At 30.4% G+C, this 22,632-nt stretch carries 20 protein-coding genes; 10 read left to right on the top strand and 10 right to left on the bottom strand.

Features of this window, described 5'->3' with window-relative positions; genetic code table 11:
- Nucleotides 1-3 precede the first annotated feature (3 nt).
- Together JJ844_08700 and JJ844_08695 are read right to left on the bottom strand one after the other, a co-directional pair.
- Nucleotides 4-216 carry a hypothetical protein gene (locus tag JJ844_08700; GenBank protein MBO6975756.1) on the bottom strand — a complete coding sequence of 71 codons (213 nt, stop codon included), beginning with the start codon at nt 214-216 and terminating at the stop codon, nt 4-6.
- Between the two features lie 30 nt (nt 217-246).
- Complete coding sequence (locus JJ844_08695; GenBank protein MBO6975755.1) at nt 247-1,953, bottom strand: ABC transporter ATP-binding protein; 1,707 nt, start codon at nt 1,951-1,953, stop codon at nt 247-249.
- A gap of 58 nt (nt 1,954-2,011) precedes the next feature.
- Here JJ844_08695 and JJ844_08690 point away from each other — a divergent pair, with 58 nt between their 5' ends.
- Genes JJ844_08690 through folP form a run of 3 tightly spaced genes read left to right on the top strand, consistent with a single transcriptional unit; the run spans nt 2,012 to nt 3,795 of the window.
- On the top strand, nt 2,012-2,188 hold the full coding sequence (locus tag JJ844_08690; GenBank protein MBO6975754.1) for an RNA-binding S4 domain-containing protein: 177 nt from the start codon (nt 2,012-2,014) through the stop codon (nt 2,186-2,188).
- 52 nt (nt 2,189-2,240) lie between these two features.
- Nucleotides 2,241-2,966 (top strand): triose-phosphate isomerase, encoded by a 726-nt coding sequence (locus tag JJ844_08685; GenBank protein MBO6975753.1) that lies wholly within the window; start codon nt 2,241-2,243, stop codon nt 2,964-2,966.
- Nucleotides 2,950-3,795, top strand: a complete 846-nt coding sequence (gene folP, locus JJ844_08680) for a dihydropteroate synthase (GenBank protein MBO6975752.1) — start codon at nt 2,950-2,952, stop codon at nt 3,793-3,795. Before JJ844_08685 ends, folP begins: the two co-directional genes overlap by 17 nt.
- A 7-nt stretch (nt 3,796-3,802) precedes the next feature.
- Here folP and JJ844_08675 read toward each other — a convergent pair whose 3' ends face one another.
- Nucleotides 3,803-7,813 (bottom strand): magnesium chelatase subunit H, encoded by a 4,011-nt coding sequence (locus tag JJ844_08675; GenBank protein ID MBO6975751.1) that lies wholly within the window; start codon nt 7,811-7,813, stop codon nt 3,803-3,805.
- A gap of 103 nt (nt 7,814-7,916) precedes the next feature.
- On the opposite strand from JJ844_08675, the gene JJ844_08670 reads away from it, so the two are divergent.
- The 6 genes from JJ844_08670 (at nt 7,917) to JJ844_08645 (ending at nt 11,941) form a co-directional block, all read left to right on the top strand.
- On the top strand, nt 7,917-8,765 hold the full coding sequence (locus JJ844_08670) for a 4-hydroxy-tetrahydrodipicolinate reductase (protein ID MBO6975750.1): 849 nt from the start codon (nt 7,917-7,919) through the stop codon (nt 8,763-8,765).
- 1 nt (nt 8,766) lies between these two features.
- On the top strand, nt 8,767-9,408 hold the full coding sequence (locus tag JJ844_08665; protein ID MBO6975749.1) for a hypothetical protein: 642 nt from the start codon (nt 8,767-8,769) through the stop codon (nt 9,406-9,408).
- A gap of 19 nt (nt 9,409-9,427) precedes the next feature.
- Nucleotides 9,428-10,591: a 2-octaprenyl-6-methoxyphenol 4-monooxygenase gene (locus JJ844_08660; protein ID MBO6975748.1), complete on the top strand. Its 1,164-nt coding sequence runs from the start codon at nt 9,428-9,430 to the stop codon at nt 10,589-10,591.
- Nucleotides 10,588-10,785, top strand: coding sequence for a DUF2949 domain-containing protein (locus tag JJ844_08655; GenBank protein ID MBO6975747.1), 198 nt, complete (start codon nt 10,588-10,590; stop codon nt 10,783-10,785). Before JJ844_08660 ends, JJ844_08655 begins: the two co-directional genes overlap by 4 nt.
- Nucleotides 10,786-10,866: 81 nt before the next feature.
- Nucleotides 10,867-11,349, top strand: a complete 483-nt coding sequence (locus JJ844_08650) for a DUF3038 domain-containing protein (GenBank protein MBO6975746.1) — start codon at nt 10,867-10,869, stop codon at nt 11,347-11,349.
- A 1-nt stretch (nt 11,350) separates the two neighbouring features.
- Nucleotides 11,351-11,941, top strand: a complete 591-nt coding sequence (locus tag JJ844_08645; GenBank protein ID MBO6975745.1) for a DUF4335 domain-containing protein — start codon at nt 11,351-11,353, stop codon at nt 11,939-11,941.
- A 460-nt stretch (nt 11,942-12,401) separates the two neighbouring features.
- Here JJ844_08645 and JJ844_08640 read toward each other — a convergent pair whose 3' ends face one another.
- Both JJ844_08640 and mfd read right to left on the bottom strand, forming a co-directional pair.
- On the bottom strand, nt 12,402-12,563 hold the full coding sequence (locus JJ844_08640) for a hypothetical protein (protein MBO6975744.1): 162 nt from the start codon (nt 12,561-12,563) through the stop codon (nt 12,402-12,404).
- 71 nt (nt 12,564-12,634) lie between these two features.
- Entirely contained in the window at nt 12,635-16,144 is a 3,510-nt protein-coding gene (mfd, locus tag JJ844_08635; GenBank protein MBO6975743.1) for a transcription-repair coupling factor, read from the bottom strand.
- Nucleotides 16,145-16,218: 74 nt separating this feature from the next.
- Between mfd and JJ844_08630 the strand changes: the two genes are divergently transcribed.
- Nucleotides 16,219-16,929 (top strand): hypothetical protein, encoded by a 711-nt coding sequence (locus tag JJ844_08630; GenBank protein MBO6975742.1) that lies wholly within the window; start codon nt 16,219-16,221, stop codon nt 16,927-16,929.
- Here JJ844_08630 and JJ844_08625 read toward each other — a convergent pair.
- From JJ844_08625 to JJ844_08605, 5 genes are all read right to left on the bottom strand, one after another.
- Nucleotides 16,926-17,912 (bottom strand): methionyl-tRNA formyltransferase, encoded by a 987-nt coding sequence (locus JJ844_08625; protein MBO6975741.1) that lies wholly within the window; start codon nt 17,910-17,912, stop codon nt 16,926-16,928. The genes JJ844_08630 and JJ844_08625 overlap by 4 nt on opposite strands.
- Nucleotides 17,909-19,261, bottom strand: a complete 1,353-nt coding sequence (locus JJ844_08620) for a TldD/PmbA family protein (protein ID MBO6975740.1) — start codon at nt 19,259-19,261, stop codon at nt 17,909-17,911. Before JJ844_08620 ends, JJ844_08625 begins: the two co-directional genes overlap by 4 nt.
- A 3-nt stretch (nt 19,262-19,264) precedes the next feature.
- The gene (locus JJ844_08615) at nt 19,265-20,689 is read right to left on the bottom strand and encodes a TldD/PmbA family protein (protein MBO6975739.1); all 1,425 of its coding nucleotides are present in this window, start codon (nt 20,687-20,689) and stop codon (nt 19,265-19,267) included.
- Nucleotides 20,690-20,721: 32 nt separating this feature from the next.
- Complete coding sequence (acsF, locus tag JJ844_08610) at nt 20,722-21,894, bottom strand: magnesium-protoporphyrin IX monomethyl ester (oxidative) cyclase (protein ID MBO6975738.1); 1,173 nt, start codon at nt 21,892-21,894, stop codon at nt 20,722-20,724.
- Between the two features lie 78 nt (nt 21,895-21,972).
- A complete protein-coding gene (locus JJ844_08605; GenBank protein MBO6975737.1) occupies nt 21,973-22,566 on the bottom strand; it encodes a DUF2996 domain-containing protein in 594 nt (197 codons plus the stop codon).
- Between the last annotated feature and the right edge of the window lie 66 nt (nt 22,567-22,632).

Raw genomic sequence — 22,632 nt, 5'->3', positions numbered from 1 at the left:
ATATTAATTTTTTAATTTATCTCTTAATTGATTAGCTAAAGCATTTCGACTTATTGAAAGTAATTTCAAAGTATCCTCATGCATCTTAAGTTGTGTTTCCGCTATTTGCAAAGCTTTTATAGATTCTTTTATCTCATTAGAAAGTTCATTTATTAAATATTTTTTCCCTTCAAAGGTTAAAACTGGGTTTTTTGAATCATTTTTGATTTCACTCATAGGTTTAAGTATTTACTAAATAAAATAGAGTTATATTTTTTTTATCAACTGTTTTTCACATAATTCTTTATAAATTCCTTTTTTATTTAGTAAATCAATATGTTTTCCAACCTCAATTATTTCACCTTTATCGAATACAACAATCTTATCTGCCTCTTGAGTTGTGGCTAATCTATGAGCAATTACGATAACAGTTCTATTTTTCATTGCTCGGTTGAGTCCTTCTTGAACTTCTGATTCTGATTCTGCATCTAATGCACTAGTAGCTTCATCTAAAAGGAGAATTGATGGGTTTCCAAGAATTGCTCTTGCAATAGCTATCCTTTGGATCTGACCTCCTGAAAAATTTGACCCTCTTTCAGTTATTTCAGTTTCATATTTATCTGGTAGCTTTTGAATGAAGAGGTGAGCATTAGCTATTTTTGCTGATTCTATAACTTCTTCTTTAGTAAATTTCCTACCCATTTTTATTACATCAATAATTTTTCCCGAAAATAAAAAAGGCTGTTGTTGAACTAGAGCAATGTTTTTTCTTATGTCTTTTGTTTTTAATAATTTAAGATTTATATTATCAATAAATACATCTCCATAATTTGGAGTTATAAATTTTAATATCAAAGCCATCATTGTACTTTTGCCAGCCCCCGAAGCTCCAACAAAAGCCGTAACTTCCCCTTTTTTAATTTCTAAATTTATATTTCTAAGAACTTGATTATTTTTTTTGTACTCAAAATTAACTTTCTTGAAACTTATTCCCCCTTCAATATTTGATACCCTTATTAAATCTTCTTTATCATCTTCAATAGGTTCTAAATTTATTTTTTTCAACCTTTTAATCGAAGCCTCTGCTTGTTTATAGTCATTAAAATTTGTACTTACATGACTTATTGGATCAATAAGCATTAGTATTGCAGCAAAAAAACTACTAAATTCTTCACTTGTTAGAAGCCCTAGGTTAATTCTTGCTGCGCCTAAACCTAATATTGCTAATATTCCAAATGCTTCTATAAACCCTACGACTGGATGTTGATATGCAAGTAATTTTAATGTTTTAAATTTTGCATTTTTATTCGCACTTAACCTTTTATAAAATCTATTCTCAATCCAATTTTCGGCAGCAAAAGCTCTTATTGTTGACATGCCATTCATAGATTCGCCTATTAAACCTGCTAAGTTACTTGTTGTCTCTTGACTCTTTTCAGAAGCAAATAAAACTCTTTTCCCAAAACTATTAACTGAAAGAATAATCAGTGGTGCCAATACAAATGTTGATATTGTAAGTGACCAATCTAAATAAAACATATATATTATTACAGCCAATAATTGTAAGGTACAAGGAATAGTATCCTGAGCTGTTTTATAAATTACTTCGCTTACTCTATCTACATCTTCTGTAAGTCTATATGTGATATCTCCTGCGGATATTTTTTTAACAGAATTCATATCTATTTTTTGAATTTTGCTAAATAAATTTCCTCTCATTACTTCACTTATTTCTAATGAAGGTTTAGCTATGAAAACATCTTGTCCAAATTGAGCAGTTTTTTGAATTAAAAATACTACTAAAGACTTAATTATTATGCTAGAAACTTTTGAAAGATTACCAGATCCAATTGCTGGGATTAAGTTTCCTGCAAAATAAGCTAGCAAAGGCCAACAAGCTACGTAAATAAGCATGCAAAGAAAACCTTTAATAAACCTATTTGAATATGGTCTGACTGGAGGTATTAATCTCAAGATATTATATATTTTATTATTAATCCTACTTTATCAATATCTTCTGGTATAAAAAACAATGAAATTAGTTCAATTCTTAAAATGGAAAAATTTGGTATCTTCTGGAGGTGAGGCTAAAATTCTTATTAATTCTGGTTCTGTCATAGTTAATGGTGTAATTGAAACTCGTAGAGGGAGAAAGTTAAAAAAGGGAGATAAAGTTATATTTCTAAAAAATGAATTAATTTTTGAATAGATAGCAGATTAAGCTCAATCTATATTAATATAATTTTCTTGGAGATAATATTTTGAGAAAATCTGTTATTGCTGGTAATTGGAAAATGCACATGACTTGTGCTGAAGCAAAGTCATATTTGGAGGAGTTCATCCCTTTAATAAAAAACATAATGGATGATCGCAAAATTGTTATTGCTCCACCTTTTACAGCTATTTCAACCGTTGCTAATCATTCTGATTTCGATTATTTAAATATTTCCAGTCAAAATATTCATTGGGAAGATAAAGGAGCATTTACAGCTGAAATATCTCCAAAAATGCTTTTAGAGCATGGAGTTTCATATGCAATAGTTGGTCATAGTGAACCTAGGAAATATTTTAGTGAAAGTGATGAACAAATTAATAAAAGAGCAGTTTTTGCTCAATCTAGTGGACTTACTCCTATAGTTTGTGTTGGAGAAACATTAGAACAAAGAGAAAGAGGAGAAGCAATTAGAGTTATTACTAGACAGGTTGAACAAGGGCTTGAAAATACAGACCCATCAAATCTCATAGTTGCCTATGAACCAATTTGGGCTATTGGTACAGGTAAAACATGTGAGGCTAAAGATGCTAATCAGATTTGTTCTTTGATTCGTAAATTAATAGGTTTTGAAGATGTGATTATTCAATATGGGGGATCAGTTAAACCAAATAATATTGATGAAATCATGTCGATGAGTGATATAGATGGAGTCTTAGTTGGGGGGGCTTCATTAGATCCTAATAGTTTTGCAAGAATTGCAAATTACAAATAAGAAAAATCCATGGCCTAAAGGCTGGAGAAAAAAGACTTCAATTATGGGGGTTATTAATTTAACTCCTGACTCATTTAGTGATGGTGGAGATTTAAATACTTCAAAAAAGGTATTAGATCAAGTTAATCAATTTTTGCATAATGGAGTTGATATTATTGATCTTGGTGCTCAAAGTACTAGGCCTGGAGCCGAAGAAGTAGGGTCAAGCATAGAAAAAAAAAGGTTGATTCCTTATTTAAAATTAATAAAATCTGAATATCCAGATGTTTTAATTTCTATTGATACATTTAATTCTGATGTTGCTTACGAAGCACTTTTAAATGGCGCTAATTGGATAAATGATATTACTGGAGGAAGAAGGGATAAGGAAATTTTGGATGTGGTTTCAAAATTTAATTGCCCATTTGTTATTACTCACAGTCGCGGTAATAGTCAAAATATGAATGAACTTTCTAAATACAATAATGTATTAAGTGAAGTTAAGTCCTCTCTTGAGATCCTGATAAAAAATGCTTTAGAAAAAAAAATATCAAAAAATAATATTATTGTAGATCCTGGAATTGGTTTTTCAAAAGATATAAATCAAAATATTGAAATTTTAAAAAACTTGGACGTATTCAAAAAATTAAATTTCCCAATCCTAATCGGTGCATCAAGGAAAAGATTTATAGGAGAAATTTTAAATGAAATAAATCCTAAAAATAGAGATATTGGAACATTGGCAATAACTTGTCTTTGTTCACATTTTAATATCGATATTGTGAGAGTTCACAATGTAAAACTGAATTATCAAATTCTAAAAGTTTCTGATAGGGTTAACAGAAAGTAATAAAATATTATTCTTTAACGCCTTCGATTTTATCTTCTACCTCTTGGTAAAGTTCTTTTAACTGTTCTATATTTTCATCTGATGTTTCCCAATATCCTCTACCATTAACCTCTAGTAAAGTGCCAACTATTCTTCTAAAACTATTCGGGTTTAGATCCATTAATCTTTTCCTCATCTCTTCATCATTTATAAATGTTTCATTAGTTTCTTCATATACAAAATTATCTACTTGACCACTTGTTGCACTCCAACCAAGAGTGTAATTAAGTCTGTTAGAAAGTTCTCTAACTCCCTCATAACCTGACTTGAGCATACCTTCATACCATTTGGGATTTAAAAGTTTTGTCCTTGAGTCTAATCTGATAGTTTCTCCGAGTGTTCTAACTTGTGCATTGGAAGTTGTAGTGTCAGCTATATAGCTATTTGGTTCTTTGCCATCATCTCTTAGAGTTTTAATTAATTTTGTTGGATCTGAGTCGAAATAGTGACTTACATCTGTCAGGGAAATTTCTGAAGAATCAAGGTTTTGAAATGTAACATCTGCTGTTTTCATTACAGATTCAAATACCTCTCTCTTTTGATTCATTTCACCTGGATTATCTGCATTAAAAGCATATGTTTTTCGTGATAAATACATTTCTTGTAATTCATTTTCTTCCTCCCATGTTGAATTTTCAACAGCTAAATTAACGTTTGAACTGTAGCTACCGCTTGCATTAGAGAATACTCTCGCTGAAGCTTCTCTAATAGAGGTACCTTCTTTTTCTGCTTGTTCTAATGAATGTTTCCTTACAAAATTTGATTCTAAAGGTTCATCAGCCTCAGCAGCTAATTTGACTGCCTGATCTATTAATGCCATTTGATTGATAAATAGATCTCTAAATACTCCAGAACAGTTAACTACTACATCTATTCTTGGCCTACCTAATTCTTGTAAAGGTATTAGTTCTAATTTGTTGATTCTCCCAACCGAATCTGGTTTTGGTTTTACCCCAACAAACCATAAGATTTGTGCCAATGATTCTCCATAAGTTTTGATATTGTCAGTACCCCATAAAACACAAGCTATTGTTTCAGGCCAACTCCCTTGCTCTTCTTTTTGTCTTTCAATTAATTTGTCAACAACAGATTTTGCAGCAGCTACTGCTGCTGTAGTTGGAATCGATTGAGGATCAAGGGCATGGATATTTTTACCACTGGGCAAAACACCTGGATTTCTTATGGGATCTCCACCTGGTCCAGGTAAAACGTAATTCCCATCTAATGCTTTAATGAGGCTATCCATTTCTTGGTCTGCACAGACCTGTTCCAAACAGAAAAGTAGGTAATCAAATAATTTATTTAATTCCTTCTGATTAACTTCGTTAAATCCATTTAATCTACAGATTCTTAGCCAAGGAGTAGGTAAATTTAAGCCAAACACTTTGAGGAAGTCAAAAAGTTTGGAAAGGAGTGATTTTTCTAAATAAACCCTGCCATCAACAATTTTTAGAGAGTTGACCATTGCAAAAATCGACTCTCTTGCTGTTTTAATTATTTTTTCATTTAACTCTACAAATTTTAATTCTCCTTTATTATTACCATCATAAATTTTTTCAATAGTCAGACCTATTGATTCTGCAAGTAGTCCTGGAAGGGATCTTAACTCCTCTTGTTCTCTTTCTATAGAGGCAATATTTACAAGTGTTGCTACCGCCTCTTCTGCAGTTGGAGCTTCTCCAATCGTATGGAGACCACATGGTAATAATCTACTTTCAATTTCCATTAACTGTTTATAGACATTCCCAACAAATAAATCTCTTTCATCTATGGAAAGTTCTTCTACGTGTTTTGAAGGAAGTTCGACATCTTTGTCAAGATTACATTGTTTAGAAGTCTCAACTATTGCATTTACAATTTGAATACCCCTACTATTTTCTCTTAATTGTTGATATGAAGCGACGAGTTCGCTTAGTTCTTTAAGTCCCTTATATAGTCCAGCATTTTCTGCAGGAGGGGTCAGATAGCTAATAGTTGAGGCATATCCCCTTCTCTTCGCAATTGTTGCCTCAGAGGGATTATTCGCAGCATAGTAATACAAATTAGGCAATGATCCTATTAGAGAATCTGGATAGCATGTATCACTCATTCCCATCTGTTTCCCAGGCATAAACTCAAGTGAGCCGTGAGTGCCAAAATGAAGAACAGCATCAGCACTCCAGATTTTTTCTACATAAGTGTAATAAGCAGCAAAACCATGGTGAGGACTTGCACTTCTAGAATAAAGTAATCTCATTGGATCACCTTCATAACCGAATGTAGGTTGAACTCCTATAAAGACATTTCCAAAATGTTTTCCATATATAAGAAGATTTTGTCCGTCACTATTTAGGTTGCCAGGGGGTTTACCCCAATTTTCTTCAAGTCTTTGTGAATATGGTGTGAACTCTTCATATTCTTTTACTGACATTTTATGAGCAATATTTAGTTCTGGTGAACCATCCATGGCTTCAGGGTTATTAATTACCTTTTCCATTAATTCTTTTGAATTACTTGGAAGTCCTTCTATTTGATAACCTTTTGACTTCATTTCAAGAAGTACTCTGTATATTGAACCGAAAACATTCAAATATGCTGCCGTTCCTACATTTCCTTTATCTGGAGGAAAACTAAATACAGTAATAGCTAATTTTTTATCTTTTCTATTTTTTACTCTTAAAGTTGACCATTTTATGGCTCTTTCAGCAATTACATCTACTCGATCTTGGAGTGTATGTGCCTTACCTGTGGCATCGTCTCGCCCTGAAAGAATTATGGGTTCTATAGCCCCATCTAGTTCAGGAATGGCGATTTGAAGAGCTACCTGAACTGGGTGTAATCCTAAGTCGCTATCTTCCCATTCTTGAGTAGTTTGAAACACTAATGGAAGTGCTACCATATAAGGCCTGTTTAACTTTTTGAGGGCATCAATAGCTTTAGGATGATCTTGTCTTGCTGGACCTCCAACCAATGCAAATCCTGTCAAAGATACTACTCCATCTACAATAGGTATATCCTTATTAAATGAATCATAATAAAATTCATTGACTGGCTTAGAAAAATCTAAACCTCCACAGAAGATAGGAAGTACTCTTGCTCCTCTATATTCCAGTTCCTGAATAACCGCAACGTAATGAGCATCATCTCCGGTAACTATATGACTCCTTTGAAGCACTAAACCTATTGTTGGGGTTTTATCATCTTTAGGTTTTATATCTTTTCTGTTATTTTCCCAATTTTGATATTCTTTAAGACTTTCAAACATACAGGGAGCAAGAGGATGCCAAATTCCCAAATCTGGGAATGTCTCAGGGTCTTGAATTTTGAATTCTTCTATTTGATCTTTTATGTTTTCTGAAACTGCGTACTTTTCAGAAATCATTAACAAGAAGTTTTTTAAATTTTCAGTAGTACCACCTAACCAGTACTGAAAACTCAGAATGAATGTTCTAGCATCTTGAGCTTTTTCTACGGGTAAATATTTAAGTATGGAAGGTAATGTATTTAATAGTTTCAGCATTGAATCTTGGAAGCTTGCTCCATCAGATTCTTTTTTCTTTTTTATTAAATCTCCAATAATACTTTTAGATTGACCAAGTTGGGCCATACTAAAAGAACCTAGTTTATTCAATCTCATAACCTCTGGCATAGAGGGAAAGATAATTGAAGCTTTAAGCTTATCTTTGTATGGAGAAACTGCATCAACTACTTTTTGAGCCAGATCTTCTATAAATATTAGAGAAGCAACAAATATATCTGCATTTGCTATATCTTCTTTAAAATCCTCATAGTTACTTTCATTTCTAAGTTCTTCGATAAGATAACCACATAGATCAATGCCTATTGGCCCATTCATCTCATTTATTGACTTTGCAGCTTCCGTTAAGGAATTTTGGTATTGTGGCTCAAGGACAACATAAACTGCTTTTATAACAACTTTGTGTTTGTTATCCTCAACAGGAGATACTCTGCGGTTTGCTGAGCGGACCTGCGTAAACATTGATTTTCTTTTAAGTATTTCTACCAGACTACGAATGAAAAGACGTTATTGTGTGCAATATAAATAGCGTGTAACATCCTTTAAAAAAAGATTTTTTATAAAAATGATTGAAAATTCTCAAAAACCTATTCCAGTACTTGTTTCCGGAGCTTTAGGCAGAATGGGTAGCGAAGTTGTGAATACTATATTAAATTCTACAGATTGTGAACTTGTTGCCGCAATTGACATAAACGAAAAGAACAAGGGTTCAAATATTTCAGAATTATTGAAAGTAAAAAAATGTGATGTTTTTGTTTCAAATGACTTTGAAGGAACTTTATGTTCAGTTAGTCAGAATTACAGAAATGAAAATATCAAACCTGTTCTGGTTGATTTTACTCATCCTGATTCTGTATATGAGAACACAAGATCAGCTATCGCATATGGTATATCACCAGTTGTAGGAACAACAGGTCTTACCCCTTCGCAAATAAAAGATTTATCTGTTTTTGCTCAGAAGGCATCTGTTGGTTGTGCAATAATTCCTAATTTTTCAGTAGGCATGGTTCTTCTTCAGCAGGCAGCATCTGTAGCAGCAAAGTTTTATGACAATATTGAATTAATTGAGATGCATCATAATCAAAAGGCTGATTCTCCTAGTGGAACTTGTATAAAAACTGCAGAGATGATTGAAGAGTACCCGAAGAAATTTAATCAGAATTTAGTAAAAGAGTTTGAGTCACTAACAGGTGTGCGAGGTGGGGTCAGAGATTCAGGAATCAATATACATTCTGTACGATTACCAGGATTATTAGCCCATCAGTTAGTAATCATGGGATCACCAGGTGAAACTTACACAATTAAGCATGACACAATTGATAGGAAGGCTTATATGCCTGGTGTTTTACGAGTGGTTAAAAAAATAGGTAAATATGAATCTTTAGTTTACGGACTTGAAAAATTAATTTTTTAATATGCTAATTCCAATAAATTCTAATAAAATTTCAAAACTTATTCCCGCAGTTGGTACTGGAAGTCAATTTAAATACACCCTGGGTAATCCAAGAAAAATACTTCAGAGAGTAATAGTTTCCTCCATTGGAGGATTCATTTCATTAATTATTAGTTCAACTGGAGATCAAACAAATAATTTCTGGTTATTGCTATGTGTAGCTTTCTTTTTGTATATCATCTGGGGCCCAATTCTTGAATCAAGTAGAAAGAATTTGCAACTAAGAAAATACAAATTTTTTTCTATATTTGATGGCTATGTATCAGATATCTATAAAACAGAAAAGATTGAAAGTTCAAGAGAACAATCTAATAGGCAAGGTAGATTAGAAGTAATTGAAAATAAAAGGACTTGGTTAGTCCTTGAATTAGAAGATGAAGATGGTTATTTAGAAAAGTTAAGTTTCCCCATGGAAAATAAGCACAGTCAAATTAGAGTGGGTTCGAGTATTAGATGTTTATTAACATCTAATTATCGTAATTTTGACAGAGACTTTTATTTGACTGATGCTTGGTTGCCAGAAATTAATTTATGGGTTGGTGAGTACCCTTATTTATTAAGACCAGCATTCGAGGAAATTTGCTATATTTACTTGAATAGATAGTTGATAACTATATCATCCGATGAAAAAAAAATTTAATTTTAAAATTGTTGGTTCTGGTCCAACAGGTTTATTACTATCAATTGCACTTTCAAAATTTGATTGTGATATTTTTTTAACTGATTTATTAACAAAGGATAGACTAATTGATAAAGATAAAACTTATGCAATTACTCACTCAACAAGAAAAATTTTATCTAAATTTCGACTTTGGGAAAAATTAGAACCATACTTATTCGGCTTTGATACTCTTTCAATAACAGACAGTGTAACTTCAACATTCACCAACTTAACAATTTCTGATTTAGATGACGATATAAGTTCTCTTGGAAATATTGGGTGGGTAGTTAAACATTCAGATCTTATGGATGTATTTTTTCAAGAGATTGATAATTATGAAAATATTTTTTTTATGACTCCACAAAAATTGTTGAGTAAAAAAATATTATTTGATTATCAATTCTTATCCACTGGAGCAAACTCACTTGATAAAAAATTGATAAATTTTGTAGATATAAAAAAATCCTATAATCAGTCTTGTTTAACGTTTAAGGTAATACTTAGAGGTAATTGTGAAAAGCGTGCTTACGAAATTTTCAGAAAAGAAGGCCCACTTGCTTTATTACCTTTAGAAAAAAACTTATATCAAGTAATTTGGACTTCTAGTACATTAAAGTCTATTGAAAGGTTAAATTCTGATAAAAATTTTTTGATGGATAATTTATCAACTATCTTGCCTTCTGAATTTAAGTTAGATCAAATAATTGGAGGTTTTAATATATTTCCTGTCTCATTATCCTTGAATTTACCAGTTTTAAATTTAAAAAAAATTGTTCTTGTAGGTGATTCATTCCATACGTTTCATCCTGTAGGCGGTCAAGGCCTTAATAGTTGTTGGCGAGATGTTAATACTATTTTTGATATTTTTAATAAAAATATAGCTATTACTAAGATGGATTTGATCTTATTTAAATTCAAGTACTTTTCAAGTAGGATTTTAGATATTATTTTTACAATTTTAGTAACCGACTCTTTGATCGTTCTTTTTGCAAATAGGAACCCTCTCCTATTTCCAATAAGAAGATTTTCATTTGTACTTTTAAATAATTTTCTTTTTATAAGAAAATTAGTACTTAATCAAATGACTAAATCTCTCATTTACTCAAGAATTAAACAAAATAAATGAATAACAATATATCAAAAGAGATGATAATTTATTTATTCAAAGAGATAGGTTTAGATGAGTCATCAATTGAACTTGGTATAAAATTATCTAAAAAAAATAACACTTCACTACCTATCTTGTTATGGAGTTATGGAATGCTAACTATTGAAGAACTTGACAAGTTATATTCATTTTTATTTAAAAAAATGGAATGATACTTCTGTTATAATTGTTTTAAATTTTAATCAAGAGCAATCACAGTTTTATTTAAAGGAAATCAGGTTTCAAGGCAATCTATAGAGAAGCTTGATTTATTATTATTAATTCTTGAGACTATCGATTTAAATGGGATACAATCTCTTTACGCTCTATCAAATAGACTTGACTTAAATGATGTTTTGCCAAATAAAGTTACTATTTGGAAATTAAGGAATAATAATCCATTGAGAAAATCCTTTGTGAATAACAATATTAATCTAGATGAATTTGAGGCCTTAATTAAAATCACTGCTGAAATGTCTAAATATTTATATCCCTATATCCGAGAAATACTTAAATCAAAAGAAGATCTTGAAATGAATCCAGTTATTTGGAATGACTTTAATGTGAGATTTATTGAGTTGATAAAAGAGAGATTTAATACAGACAGTATGAGAGTTAAAAAGCTTTTAAATCAAACTAAAAATGATGAAATTATTATTAAGTCTTTGCTTACCTTATCCCTTTGTATCTCAAACCAGGGTTATCAAAAGTTGAAGAATTTTCTATTCGATTATTAACATGCTACAAAATAAATTATCTTTTCATCAATCTTCGGTGAGTCTCGAAATATTTGGATTGCCAGATTATTCAAATAATGAAACAAATGATCAAATATCAATAATTTCGCAATGGAAATTAACCATTCTAGATAAACCACTTATTGAAGGCAAAATTGAACATTTAGAACCTATTATGGATGCTTTCTATATTTATTCAAATCTTTTAATCAAAAACCAAATCCCAATATATGAGTCTAAATTAATTGATATAAAGCCTGACAATATTCACATACATAATATTGTTCTCAAGAGCTCAAAACCAAATGTAGAGCCATTAATTTTAAAGATTGGCAATTCATTATTGTCAGACACCATAAATTGTTTTGATCAATTAAATGAATCAACAAAAGTTAGATTTAAAAAAACTGTCTTAACAAAAAATATTACCAATAAAGTAAGATTTAGTTTGAATAATAAACTTAAATTTTTCAATTTCATTATTCCTCCTTTATTAGCAATTTTTTCTTTAATTTTAGTCTCCTCTACTTTTATTTATTTTTATAATCCTGTTGAAGATAAAGAGAATAAGGAATTAATAAATCAACGATAAAGACCTATTAGCATCATAAATACAAACACGATAGTATAGGTTAATTTCTTTTCTGGAAAACTAATAATTTATTCTTTGAGTCGTTATCTATGGCAGATTTAAAAATACCTAATTTGAATATGAATTCAAATAAATATATTTTTAAAAAAAAATTAAGTTTAAGAAGAAAATCCAAGAGAAAATTATTTTTTGAATCAGCTTTGATGTTTATTTTGAGCATTTTTTTAGTTTATATTAATTATTTAATACCTAATAAAAACTTGATTTTAAAAAATTTACCTACAACTTTGAACAAATCTTTTTTATTAATTATTGATCTATTTTCAAATTTATATGAGGTTTTTCTTATATTTTTTATTATTGTTTCTTATTTGATTAGTTTAATATTATTAGTAGGATCTTTATATAGGATATTTAAGATTTCTAGAAGAAGAACAAGGAAAATAAGCTATAAATAATTTCAGATTGGTTGCATTAAGCCCCCGCTGCCGGAATCAGAGTCATCATCATCATTTTCTGTCTCAGTTCCGAATATTGCGTAAATACCAAAAATGACAGATGAAAAAAGGATGGTTACTGGTAATATTGAGGATTGAATTCCAACGTCTATATATTCACCCATAAATAAAAAATTTTATTCTAAGTTAACCGAAATTAAACTCATTCGCGGATATTAACTGATTATTTAATAATTTATTCTTTTTTACTAAGATTTTTCTCGAAATTATTGATTTCTTTTAAAAATAACCCAAACCAAAGCATTAGTTGGTCAATTTGATTTTGAATTTCAGTAACTCCCAAACCCCTTATGGTAATTATTGAAAATTGTTCTACTTCATCAAAATTAAATTTATTTTGAATACTACTAGGTAATGAATTTTTAAATATCTTAAAGGTAGATTTTTTTAATTTTGTTTCTATTAGGATATTTGGTTTTTTAAGTTTGATTTTGTGGAAACCACATTTTTTTGCAATTAACTTTAGTCTCATCAAAAGAATTAGAGACTCAACAGGTTTGGGCAAAGTTCCATACCTATTTACCCAATCTGTTGCTAATTCAGTTAATTCATTATTGTTAGAACATTCAGTTACAGATTTGTAAGCTTCCAGTTTTTCTTCTCTGTTTAATATCCACGTTGCAGGTATAAATGCATTTATTGGAAGATCAATTTGTGTGTCGCTAACTTCTGGTATTTCTTGTCCACTGATTTCTGAAATAGCCTCATGGAGCATTTCTATATACAAATCATATCCAATAGCATTAACCTTTCCACTTTGTTCTTCTCCAAGTAAACTACCTACTCCTCTTATTTCCATATCTTTCATTGCAAGTTGGTATCCACTTCCTAATTCCGAAAAGTCTTTTATCGCTTTTAATCTTTGTTTTGCAGCGTCATTAATTTTATTTATATTTGGATAAAATAACCAAGCATGTGCTTGTAAACCGCTCCTTCCAACTCTACCTCTAAGTTGATAAAGTTGTGAAAGTCCAAATTTGTGAGAATCTTCAATAATAATTGTATTTACTTTAGGGATGTCTAATCCACTTTCAATTATCGTTGTGCATATCATTAGATCAACTTCTCCATTATTAAAAGCAATCATTGCATTTTCAAGCTCTGTTTCATTCATTTGCCCATGAGCAATAATAAATTTTAGGTTGGGGAACATATTTTTTAATTTGTAAACAGCTTGATCAATATCAGAAATTCTTGGAAGAACATAAAATATTTGCCCCCCCCTATCAAGTTCTTGATTAATTGCAGTTCTTATAACATCCATATCTATTTCAGATAGATATGTTTTTATTGATCTTCTTGATGGAGGAGGAGTATTTAGTAAGCTCATTTGTCTCAGTCCAGATAAGCTCATATAAAGAGTTCTTGGAATTGGAGTTGCCGAGAGAGTTAAAACGTCTATGTTGGTTTTGAATTTTTTTATTTTCTCCTTTTGTCTTACTCCAAATCTTTGTTCTTCATCAATGACAAGTAGTCCTAAGTTTTTAATTTCAATTTCTTTTCCTAAAATTTGGTGCGTTGCTACGACTAAATCAATTTTGTTATTTTTCAACCCTGCATAGATTTCCTTTCTCTCATTAACGGTTTTGAATCTATTGAGTAATGAAACTTTTATTGGGTAAGGTGAAAATCTATTATTAATTGTTCGCCAATGTTGTTGAGCTAGGATTGTTGTGGGGGCAAGTAATATTACCTGTTTGCCTGATGTAATAGCCTTAAAAATAGCCCTAACAGCGACTTCTGTTTTGCCAAATCCTACATCTCCACAAATTAACCTGTCCATTGGCTTGTCGCTTTCCATATCAGATTTTATTTCCTTTACAGCGGTAATTTGATCAGGTGTTGGTTGATAAGGGAATGATTCCTCTAATTCATCTTGCCAAGGACCATCTTCTGGGTATATGTGCCCCTTTAATTTTTCTCTTTTTGCATAAAGTTTCAAAATATCGACAGCAACTTTTTTGATTTGTTTCTTATTTTTATTTTTTATTCTTTCCCATTCAGTCCCTCCTAATTTATTTATTTTCGGCTTTATTTTCCCGCTTGATCTATATCTGTTAACACTGCCAAGTTGATCAGCGGCAACACTTATTTTCCCATCCTTATACTGAATGACTAAATAATCTCTTGAATCTCCAGTTATATTTATTTTTTCTATTTTTAAAAATTTTCCTATTCCATGATTTTTATGAACTATAAAATCACCGGGAATAATCTTATTTACATTTATATTTGAATTGACACTTCTTTTTTTTCTTCTAATGAATACATTATTAAAAAGAGATTGTTGTGAAAATAATTCTTTATCCGTTATCAGCACAACTTTCCATATCGGAAGATAAAAACCCTCGATTTCATAATTGTTCTTATTTTTTATAATTAGAGGAGTTGAATTATTAATTGACTTAAATGCTTCATCAATATCATTAGAATTGTTTAAGAAGTTTGTATTACAATCGTGCTCAAAAAGTAAAGTCCTAGTTCTCAATGGCTGTGCTGATAATATCCATACTTTTTCATTATTTTTTATATTTTTATTTATATCATTGGATAATTTGCCTATATTTTTAGAGTATGAATTTAATCTTTTGTCGTTTAATAAAAACCTATTATCAATATTCGCTTTAGATTCAAATTCATAAAATTTTATTAAATTAAAATTTCCTAGTGAATTTAATATTTTGTCAAACTTTAAATGCAGATTAGGTTGGGCCTCTAAATTAATGTCATTATTTTTAAGGTTTTCATTTAATTCATACGCACAATTATCAAAATTGCTTTCTGAATCTAGATACCAATTATTTGCAAATTTTTTACAATCTTCTAATTCATCAATTACAAGAATTGTTTCCCTTTTGATAAAATCTAGTATGTTTGAGGGTTCTTTTTCAATTATTCCCAAATAACGATCAAGATTATTTTTATTTATATCTTCTGAATTAAAAATACTGTTCTTAGATAAATTATTTAACTTATCTTTTATTAGCAAATCAAATCCAGCCTGGATTATTTCAATATTATTGATACTTTCTAATGTTTTCTGTGTATGGGGATCATATTCTCTTATTTTCTCAATTACATTATCAAAAAATTCTAATCTTATAGGAAACTCATTATTGACAGGATAAATATCTATTATTTCCCCTCTCCTACTCCAGAATCCCTCTGCTGAAGTTATATTATCCTTCGTATAACCAAGCAAAGTAAGTTTATTTGCTAATTCTTGAATTTCGATTTGAACCCCTTTTTGCAAATCTAACTTGTTTTCAATTAATAAGTTTTTATTTATTAGATGAGGTTGTAGTGATCTTTCAGTTGATATAACAATATTAAGTTCATTTTTCTCTTTTTTTATTAATTTCGATAAAACAGTAAGCTGACTAAATTCAATCTCTTTGGATTTATTAATTGATGCGTATGGTAGATGTTCTGTTGGAGGATAATATAAAACTGCTTTATCATTTATACTTTCAAAATAACCAATCCATTTGTATGCAATTTCTACATTAGGACAAATTAATAATATATTTTTTTCCTCTTTTTTTGCGATGCTATCTAAGATTATTGATTTTGCATATCTACTTGAACCAACAATATTTAATTCATTATTTTTTGAAATTCTTTTTATTAATTCAGAAGTAATTTGTGAGTTCGAAATATAATCAACTAAAGTATTTAAACTCATTTATAGTTATCAATCTTGATTACAAATATCCGATCTATTATATTAGATTTTATACTGATTGTGAATAATATTTGATGGATTCAGCTGCAATAAATTCTTTTATACCCACACTTGATCAGGTAGATAGTTGGTATGAAATCTTTACACTTTTACCAATATTAATTGCTCTAGAATTATTATTATCGGCAGATAATGCTGTCGCATTAGCTTCTCTTACTAAATCCCTCGATAGTTCAGAATTAAGGTCAAGAGCCTTAAATATTGGAATAACAATATCTTTATTATTTAGGATTATTCTGATCATATTATCTAATGTTCTTCTAAAGTTTATTCTTATTAGAGTTTTCGCTGGTTTATATTTAATATACTTATTCTTCTCGAACGTTTTTTTAAATTCAGATATAGAAAACACTGAAAATGGAACAGATAATAATAAAAATAATTTTAGGTTCTTAAGGGTTGTAGCGCTTCTTTCAATTACTGATTTTGCTTTTTCCATAGATAGTATCACTACTGCAGTAGCGATCAGTGATCAATACATATTAATTATATTTGGAGCAGTGATTGGAGTATTAGCTTTAAGATTTACATCGGGGATTTTTCTAAAACTTCTGGATATATTTTCTAGATTAGAAACTGCCGGTTACGTAGCAATTTTAATAGTTGGGATTAAACTTTTACTAAATACTTTAATTAAAGAATCTATTCTTCCAGACTATTATTTTTATTTTTTGATTCTTTTTGCTTTCATTTGGGGATTCTCTAAAAAAGATTCTAAAACTTAATCTGAGAGATATTCCCCTACTGATGGCTTTAACTGTTGTATCAATTGCTTTTTGCTAGAAATATTTTTGCCTTCAAGTTTTGCTTCTAACAAAATAATCGGATCAGTTTTAGTTGAAATTATTATTCCTTGATTTTCTATTACAGCAATAATAATACCTGGTCTTGAATAATTGCTCTTGAAAAGGGATTTTTCATTTTTAATTTCATCACTACTTAAAACTTTGATTTTAAGTATTTTTAGGTTCTTACCTCTAAAAGTCGTATTTGCTCGAGGGTATAATCCTTTTATTTTTTGAGATATTTCAATTGCCTCATTACCCCAATCAACTCTAAAGTCCGATTTTTCAATCATTCTTGCGTATGTAATTTCTCTTCCAAGAGAATTTTGATTTGTTAATTGAGAATGAGTATTTTTATAAATATTTTCTTCGAGTATTGATGTGGCATTTATAAATAATTTTGCAGATAAAATACTAAGTTTTTCCGATAGAGTATTTAAATTATCGTTTTTACCAATTTTAATTTTTTCTTCTAATAATAAGTCACCAGTATCTAGTCCCTCATTCATTTTCATAATTCCTACACCAGTAAATTCATCGCCTTTTATTAGTGACCATTGGATTGGGGCTGCACCACGCCATCTTGGAAGTAGTGAAGCATGTGCGTTCCAACATCCAAATTTTGGGATTTCCAATATCTCTTTGGGTAATATTTTCCCGTAAGCTATAACAATAAATAAATCACAAGATAGTGATTTAAGTTCATTTATAAAATTTATATTGTCCCTGATTTTTGATGGAGTATAAATTTTTATAGATTCTTGCTCGGCAAAGCTCTTAACAGGTGAGGATATTAATTTATTTCCCCTAGATCTTTTCTTATCTGGTTGGCTAACTACTCCAATTACCTCGTGCTTAGATTTAATAAAAATATCAAGGCTCGCAATTGAATATTCAGGTGTTCCCCAGAATATAATTCTCACGCGTCACCAGTTATTGATAATTCATCTACCCATATATGTGGAGAAATTCCACTTGTTGTTACTTCCTGCTTTGATTCAATATTTACTATATTCTTTAAAAGATATTTGATATCCCCCGCTACAGTTGCAGATTCTATTGAGATTTTTTTACCGTTTTTATAGAGCCATCCATCAAATGGAAGAGAGAATGAACCTTGACTTGCTCTGACACCTGCATGGATTGCATTTAATTCCTCAATATAAACAAATTCTCCCTCATAAATAGTGTGATCAAATAATGTTTTTAGATCAAAGTTTTCCTCTGATTTCTCAACTACTATCCAATCAGGAGATACTGAGACTTTTGATCCTAGTCCAGCGTGGCCTGTGGGAATTGTTTTAAATATTCTTGCAGTAGATTCAGAATGTATAAAATTTTCAATTCTCCCTTTATTAATTAAACATAGTCTTTTGGTAGGAGTTCCTTCTCCATCAAATGGTGATGAAGAAATATTCTTTTCGTGAAGACCATCATCATAAATATTAAGTGCTTCTGTAGATAGTTTTTCTCCAATAGAATTTTTATTAGATAAGCTAACTCCATCTAAAATGCTTCTAGCATTAAACATTGAACTAAAGGCATTAATGATTGTTAAAAAAGACTCTGGGGAAAAACATATTAAGTATTTATCAGTTTTGATAGAGGAATAATTTAAATGAGAAATTGTTTTATTAGAAGCGTCTTTAATACACGACTCTATATCTATATCTTCAACTCCATATCCAAGTTTTACAGAACCTGAACTACGAGGTTTCTTATTTTTCTCTTCTGCTCTTGCATATAAATAAAGTGCTGCTTGACTTTTGGTATAACTCCGAAATGCACCATCACTATTGGCATAAACTCTCTCATAAAAACTCTCAGATAGACCATTATACGGAACAGATTTTATGGATTCATGGCTTTCTAATAGTTTTACTTCTGCTTCTCTTAAAAGAGTTAGTAATTTTTTTATTCCAACAGGATTTCTTTTTTTTGAGTCCTTAACTTCAATAGGATCCTTGGCTAGTGGTGAGAATTCTGTTCTTTCATTCTTGTTGCCAAAATCAGATGCAATATTTGCTTGATTTAGAGCTTTTTTTATACCAGATTCACTGATATCACTAGTTGTTGTAATACCAACTAAATTAAATTTGTTCCAAACTCTTATAGTTAAAATTTGCTTTTGTGATGCCTTAAGTTGTTTAGCCTCACCTTTATCTACTTGCACAGAATAATCATTAGAAAAGCTTGCACCATAATCCCATTTTTTAAGATTTAGGGAATCTGCAGCATCAGAAATTTGAGTTGTTATTTCTTTTGAATTCATATCCTATCTTCCGCCAACAGTGATTGAATCAACCTTGATATGAGGTTGGCCAACAGTTACGTTGACACTTCCACTGATGGATCCACAGAATCCAGGAGCTAATTCGAGGTCATTTCCGCACATTGATATTTTTGGCATAACTTCTTTAGCCTCACCAATCAAAGTTGCTCCCTTTACTGGATTAGTTAATTTTCCATTTTTAATAAGATATCCTTCTTCTACTGCAAAATTAAATTGTCCTGTAGCACCTACACTGCCACCACCCATTGATTTGCAGTAAAGACCATCACTAATACTATTGATCAAATCCTCTTTCGAGTATTCACCTTTAGCTATATAGGTATTTCTCATTCGTGAAGCTGCAGCAAAAGAATAGTTTTGTCTTCTTCCACTTCCTGTTCTTTTATGGCCAGTTCTTAATTCACCTGCCCTGTCGGATATGAATTTTTTTAAAATTCCATCTTTTATAAGAACTGATTTTTCGGGTTCCATACCTTCATCGTCCACTGATAATGAACCAAAGGATCCTTCTGAAATTCCTTCATCTATTGCTGTTACAGATTCATGAGCAATTTTTTCATTCAATTTATTCTCAAATGGTGTTGTTCCTCTCTCTATTTGAGTAGTTTCAAGTAAATGACCGCAGGCCTCGTGGAATATAACACCACCAAATTTATTAGCTAATACAACAGGCATTTGTCCCGCATCGACATAATCTGCATACAACATGTTCATTGAGCTTTCAAATACATCATTAGCTGCTTTTTCGTGATCCCATAATCTGAATTCATGAGGCATTCCTGACGATCCAAATCTTCTACTTCCACTAGATCTATATTGGGCATCACTAGCAATCACATTGAGTCCAACTGTTTGATGCAACCTAATATCTGAGACATAAGTTCCGTCGCTGGAGGCTATAGTTACTTCTTGCAGATTTCTTGAGTAACTTCCTTTTCTAGTTATTATTTTATTATTTTTTTTAAGAGACTTTGTGCTGACTAATAGTTTTTCACTTATCTCATGAATCGAAGGGACTTCATTAATCCATTTTTTTTTGGATAAACTATAATCCCTATGTTTATCTAGACCATTAAATACTTCTCTTTTTTTATTATTTGTTATGTCTAACATCTCAATAGCCTGAGATACCGACCTCATCAAGCCATCTTTGGTTAAATCATTTGTACTTACAAATCCATCCTTTTTATCTTTGAAGATTCTAATACCAGCCCCCCTTCCAAATGATGGACTTACACTTGTAATGAAATCCTCTTCAGCTAGAACGCTTGAGTTATCTGTATTCTCTATAAATATTTCTACAAAATCAGCTCCAAATCCCATCCCATAGAAAATAATTTCTTCTAATAAATCTTTATTGCAACCACCAAAAATGATTTCATTTGATTTGATTTGTGAAGAAAGCATATGACTTTATAAATCTTCTCTGTATAAAAAGATTATCTAATCGATGGTTGGAAATCTTTGCTATCAAGAGGTTTTAATAAGTATAGTCTTAATAACTGGTAACCGTTTGATAAATATTTAGGTAATTTTTTAAGAGTTTTGGATACTTTATTTACATCACTGCTTGCGATATCGGAAAGAACCTTATTATTCTCTACTATTTTATCTAATCTTCCATAAAAAGATTTATCATAAACGTCCATAACTACAGGGAAAACTCTAGCTGCTGTTTCATTTGTTTTATTAATAACAAACTGGTCGTAATCTTTGGCATTTAAACCGAGTGAACTGTAGAAATCTTTTTTAATCCCTAAATCCCTTGCATACATTGTTGCAAATACAGCTAATAGAAAAAATCTAGACCATAACTTAGATGTTATTGGATGATTATTCAAAAAATATCTAAATCTATGGAAGTAGTCAAATAGTGGATGCGTAAAGGTAGAGCCGCCAATGGTAATTTTTTGACTTAAAGATTTTACAGTACGTGGCTGTGCTTTCATCAGTGCATCAAAGAAATCCCCATGTCTATTTTCATCCTGGCACCAATTTTCAAAATAATTAAACAGTGGAAAAATTTTGCTATCTGGATTTTTTTCAAGATGCCTATAAATTGCAATGTATCTCCAATAGCCTATTTTTTCAGATAAATAAGTAGCGTAAAAAATACTTCTTGGTGGGAAATAGGTGTAATCCTTGTTTGCTGTTAAAAAACCTAAATCTAACTGTAATCCAAAATCACTCATAGATTTATTCAAGAAACCCGCATGTCTAGCTTCATCTCTGGCCATATGGGCAAAGCATTCAGCTAGAAGAGGATTTTTGTCTTTAATCCTTTTGCTAAGCTCCTTGTAAAGTAAAAAACCTGAAAATTCTGATGTACAACTTCCTTCAAGAAAATCAACAAAAAGTTCTCTTGTATCAGGATCTAATTTATCTGCGGCTCCTTCAAATTCGGTATTTCTTACAAAATGATGTCTATTATAGTCCTTCCTAAATTCCTCGCATATTGCTTCCAATTCCTCTTCATTTATGGATAAATCCATATTTTCCATTGCCTCAAAGTCTGTTGTATAGAACCTTGGAGACAAGATTGTTTCCTTTGCTGGTACCTTCCCGTTATTTAATTTTTGTTTACTTTTAGAATCAATAGTTGATTGAGACATCTAAATACCATTTGTTAATACTATTATTTACTATTATTTGTATTTTCGAGGGAAAAGTTAACTTGGTGTTATTCTTTTTTAATTAACTCCTATTAATTTTTGACCATTTAATCTTTGCAATACACGGGAAATAATCAATTTAAGGGTTATTCTTTTTTCGTCAATAAGAAATGATTCAATAATGCTAGGTTTTTGATTTGGTTTGGATATAGAAATGCTTTTTAATGAACTAATGTCATCCGTCTCGAATGATAGCCAAAAGCTGCAAATATCCTTTATTTCACAATTGATTACCCAGCATTTATCTCCTGCGATTGGTCTATTTGTGTTTTTGAGATTAATATGATTTATCTCAAATCCTCTTAGATTAATTTCTTCTTTTAAAGAGGGAATTAAATGACTATTAATAAATTCTTGGAATGGTTTTTTCTCTATAGGCAATTCTTTTTTTGGCTTAGGAATACTTGGTTTTTCATTCTCATTTTTGTTATTTACTCTAGAAATAAGATTGTTATTTGAGTTAGGAACATTTTCTGCGATATTTATTTCCTTTTCTTGATTATTAATTTTTTCTGAGTTTGAGATATTTTTTTCCTCCATGTTAGATGTATCATTATTATTTGTAGATTTTTCACTCGTAACTTTGTTATTTTGTCCTAAATTTTCTTCCATTGAATTAAATCCTTTCCTAACTAATTATAATTAAATAAAAACTTTTTATAAAGAAAAATATCAAGT

The sequence above is a fragment of the Prochlorococcus marinus CUG1435 genome, assembly GCA_017644375.1.
Classification (GTDB): domain Bacteria; phylum Cyanobacteriota; class Cyanobacteriia; order PCC-6307; family Cyanobiaceae; genus Prochlorococcus_A; species Prochlorococcus_A marinus_AH.
This window is presented reverse-complemented; position numbering and strand designations above follow the sequence as displayed.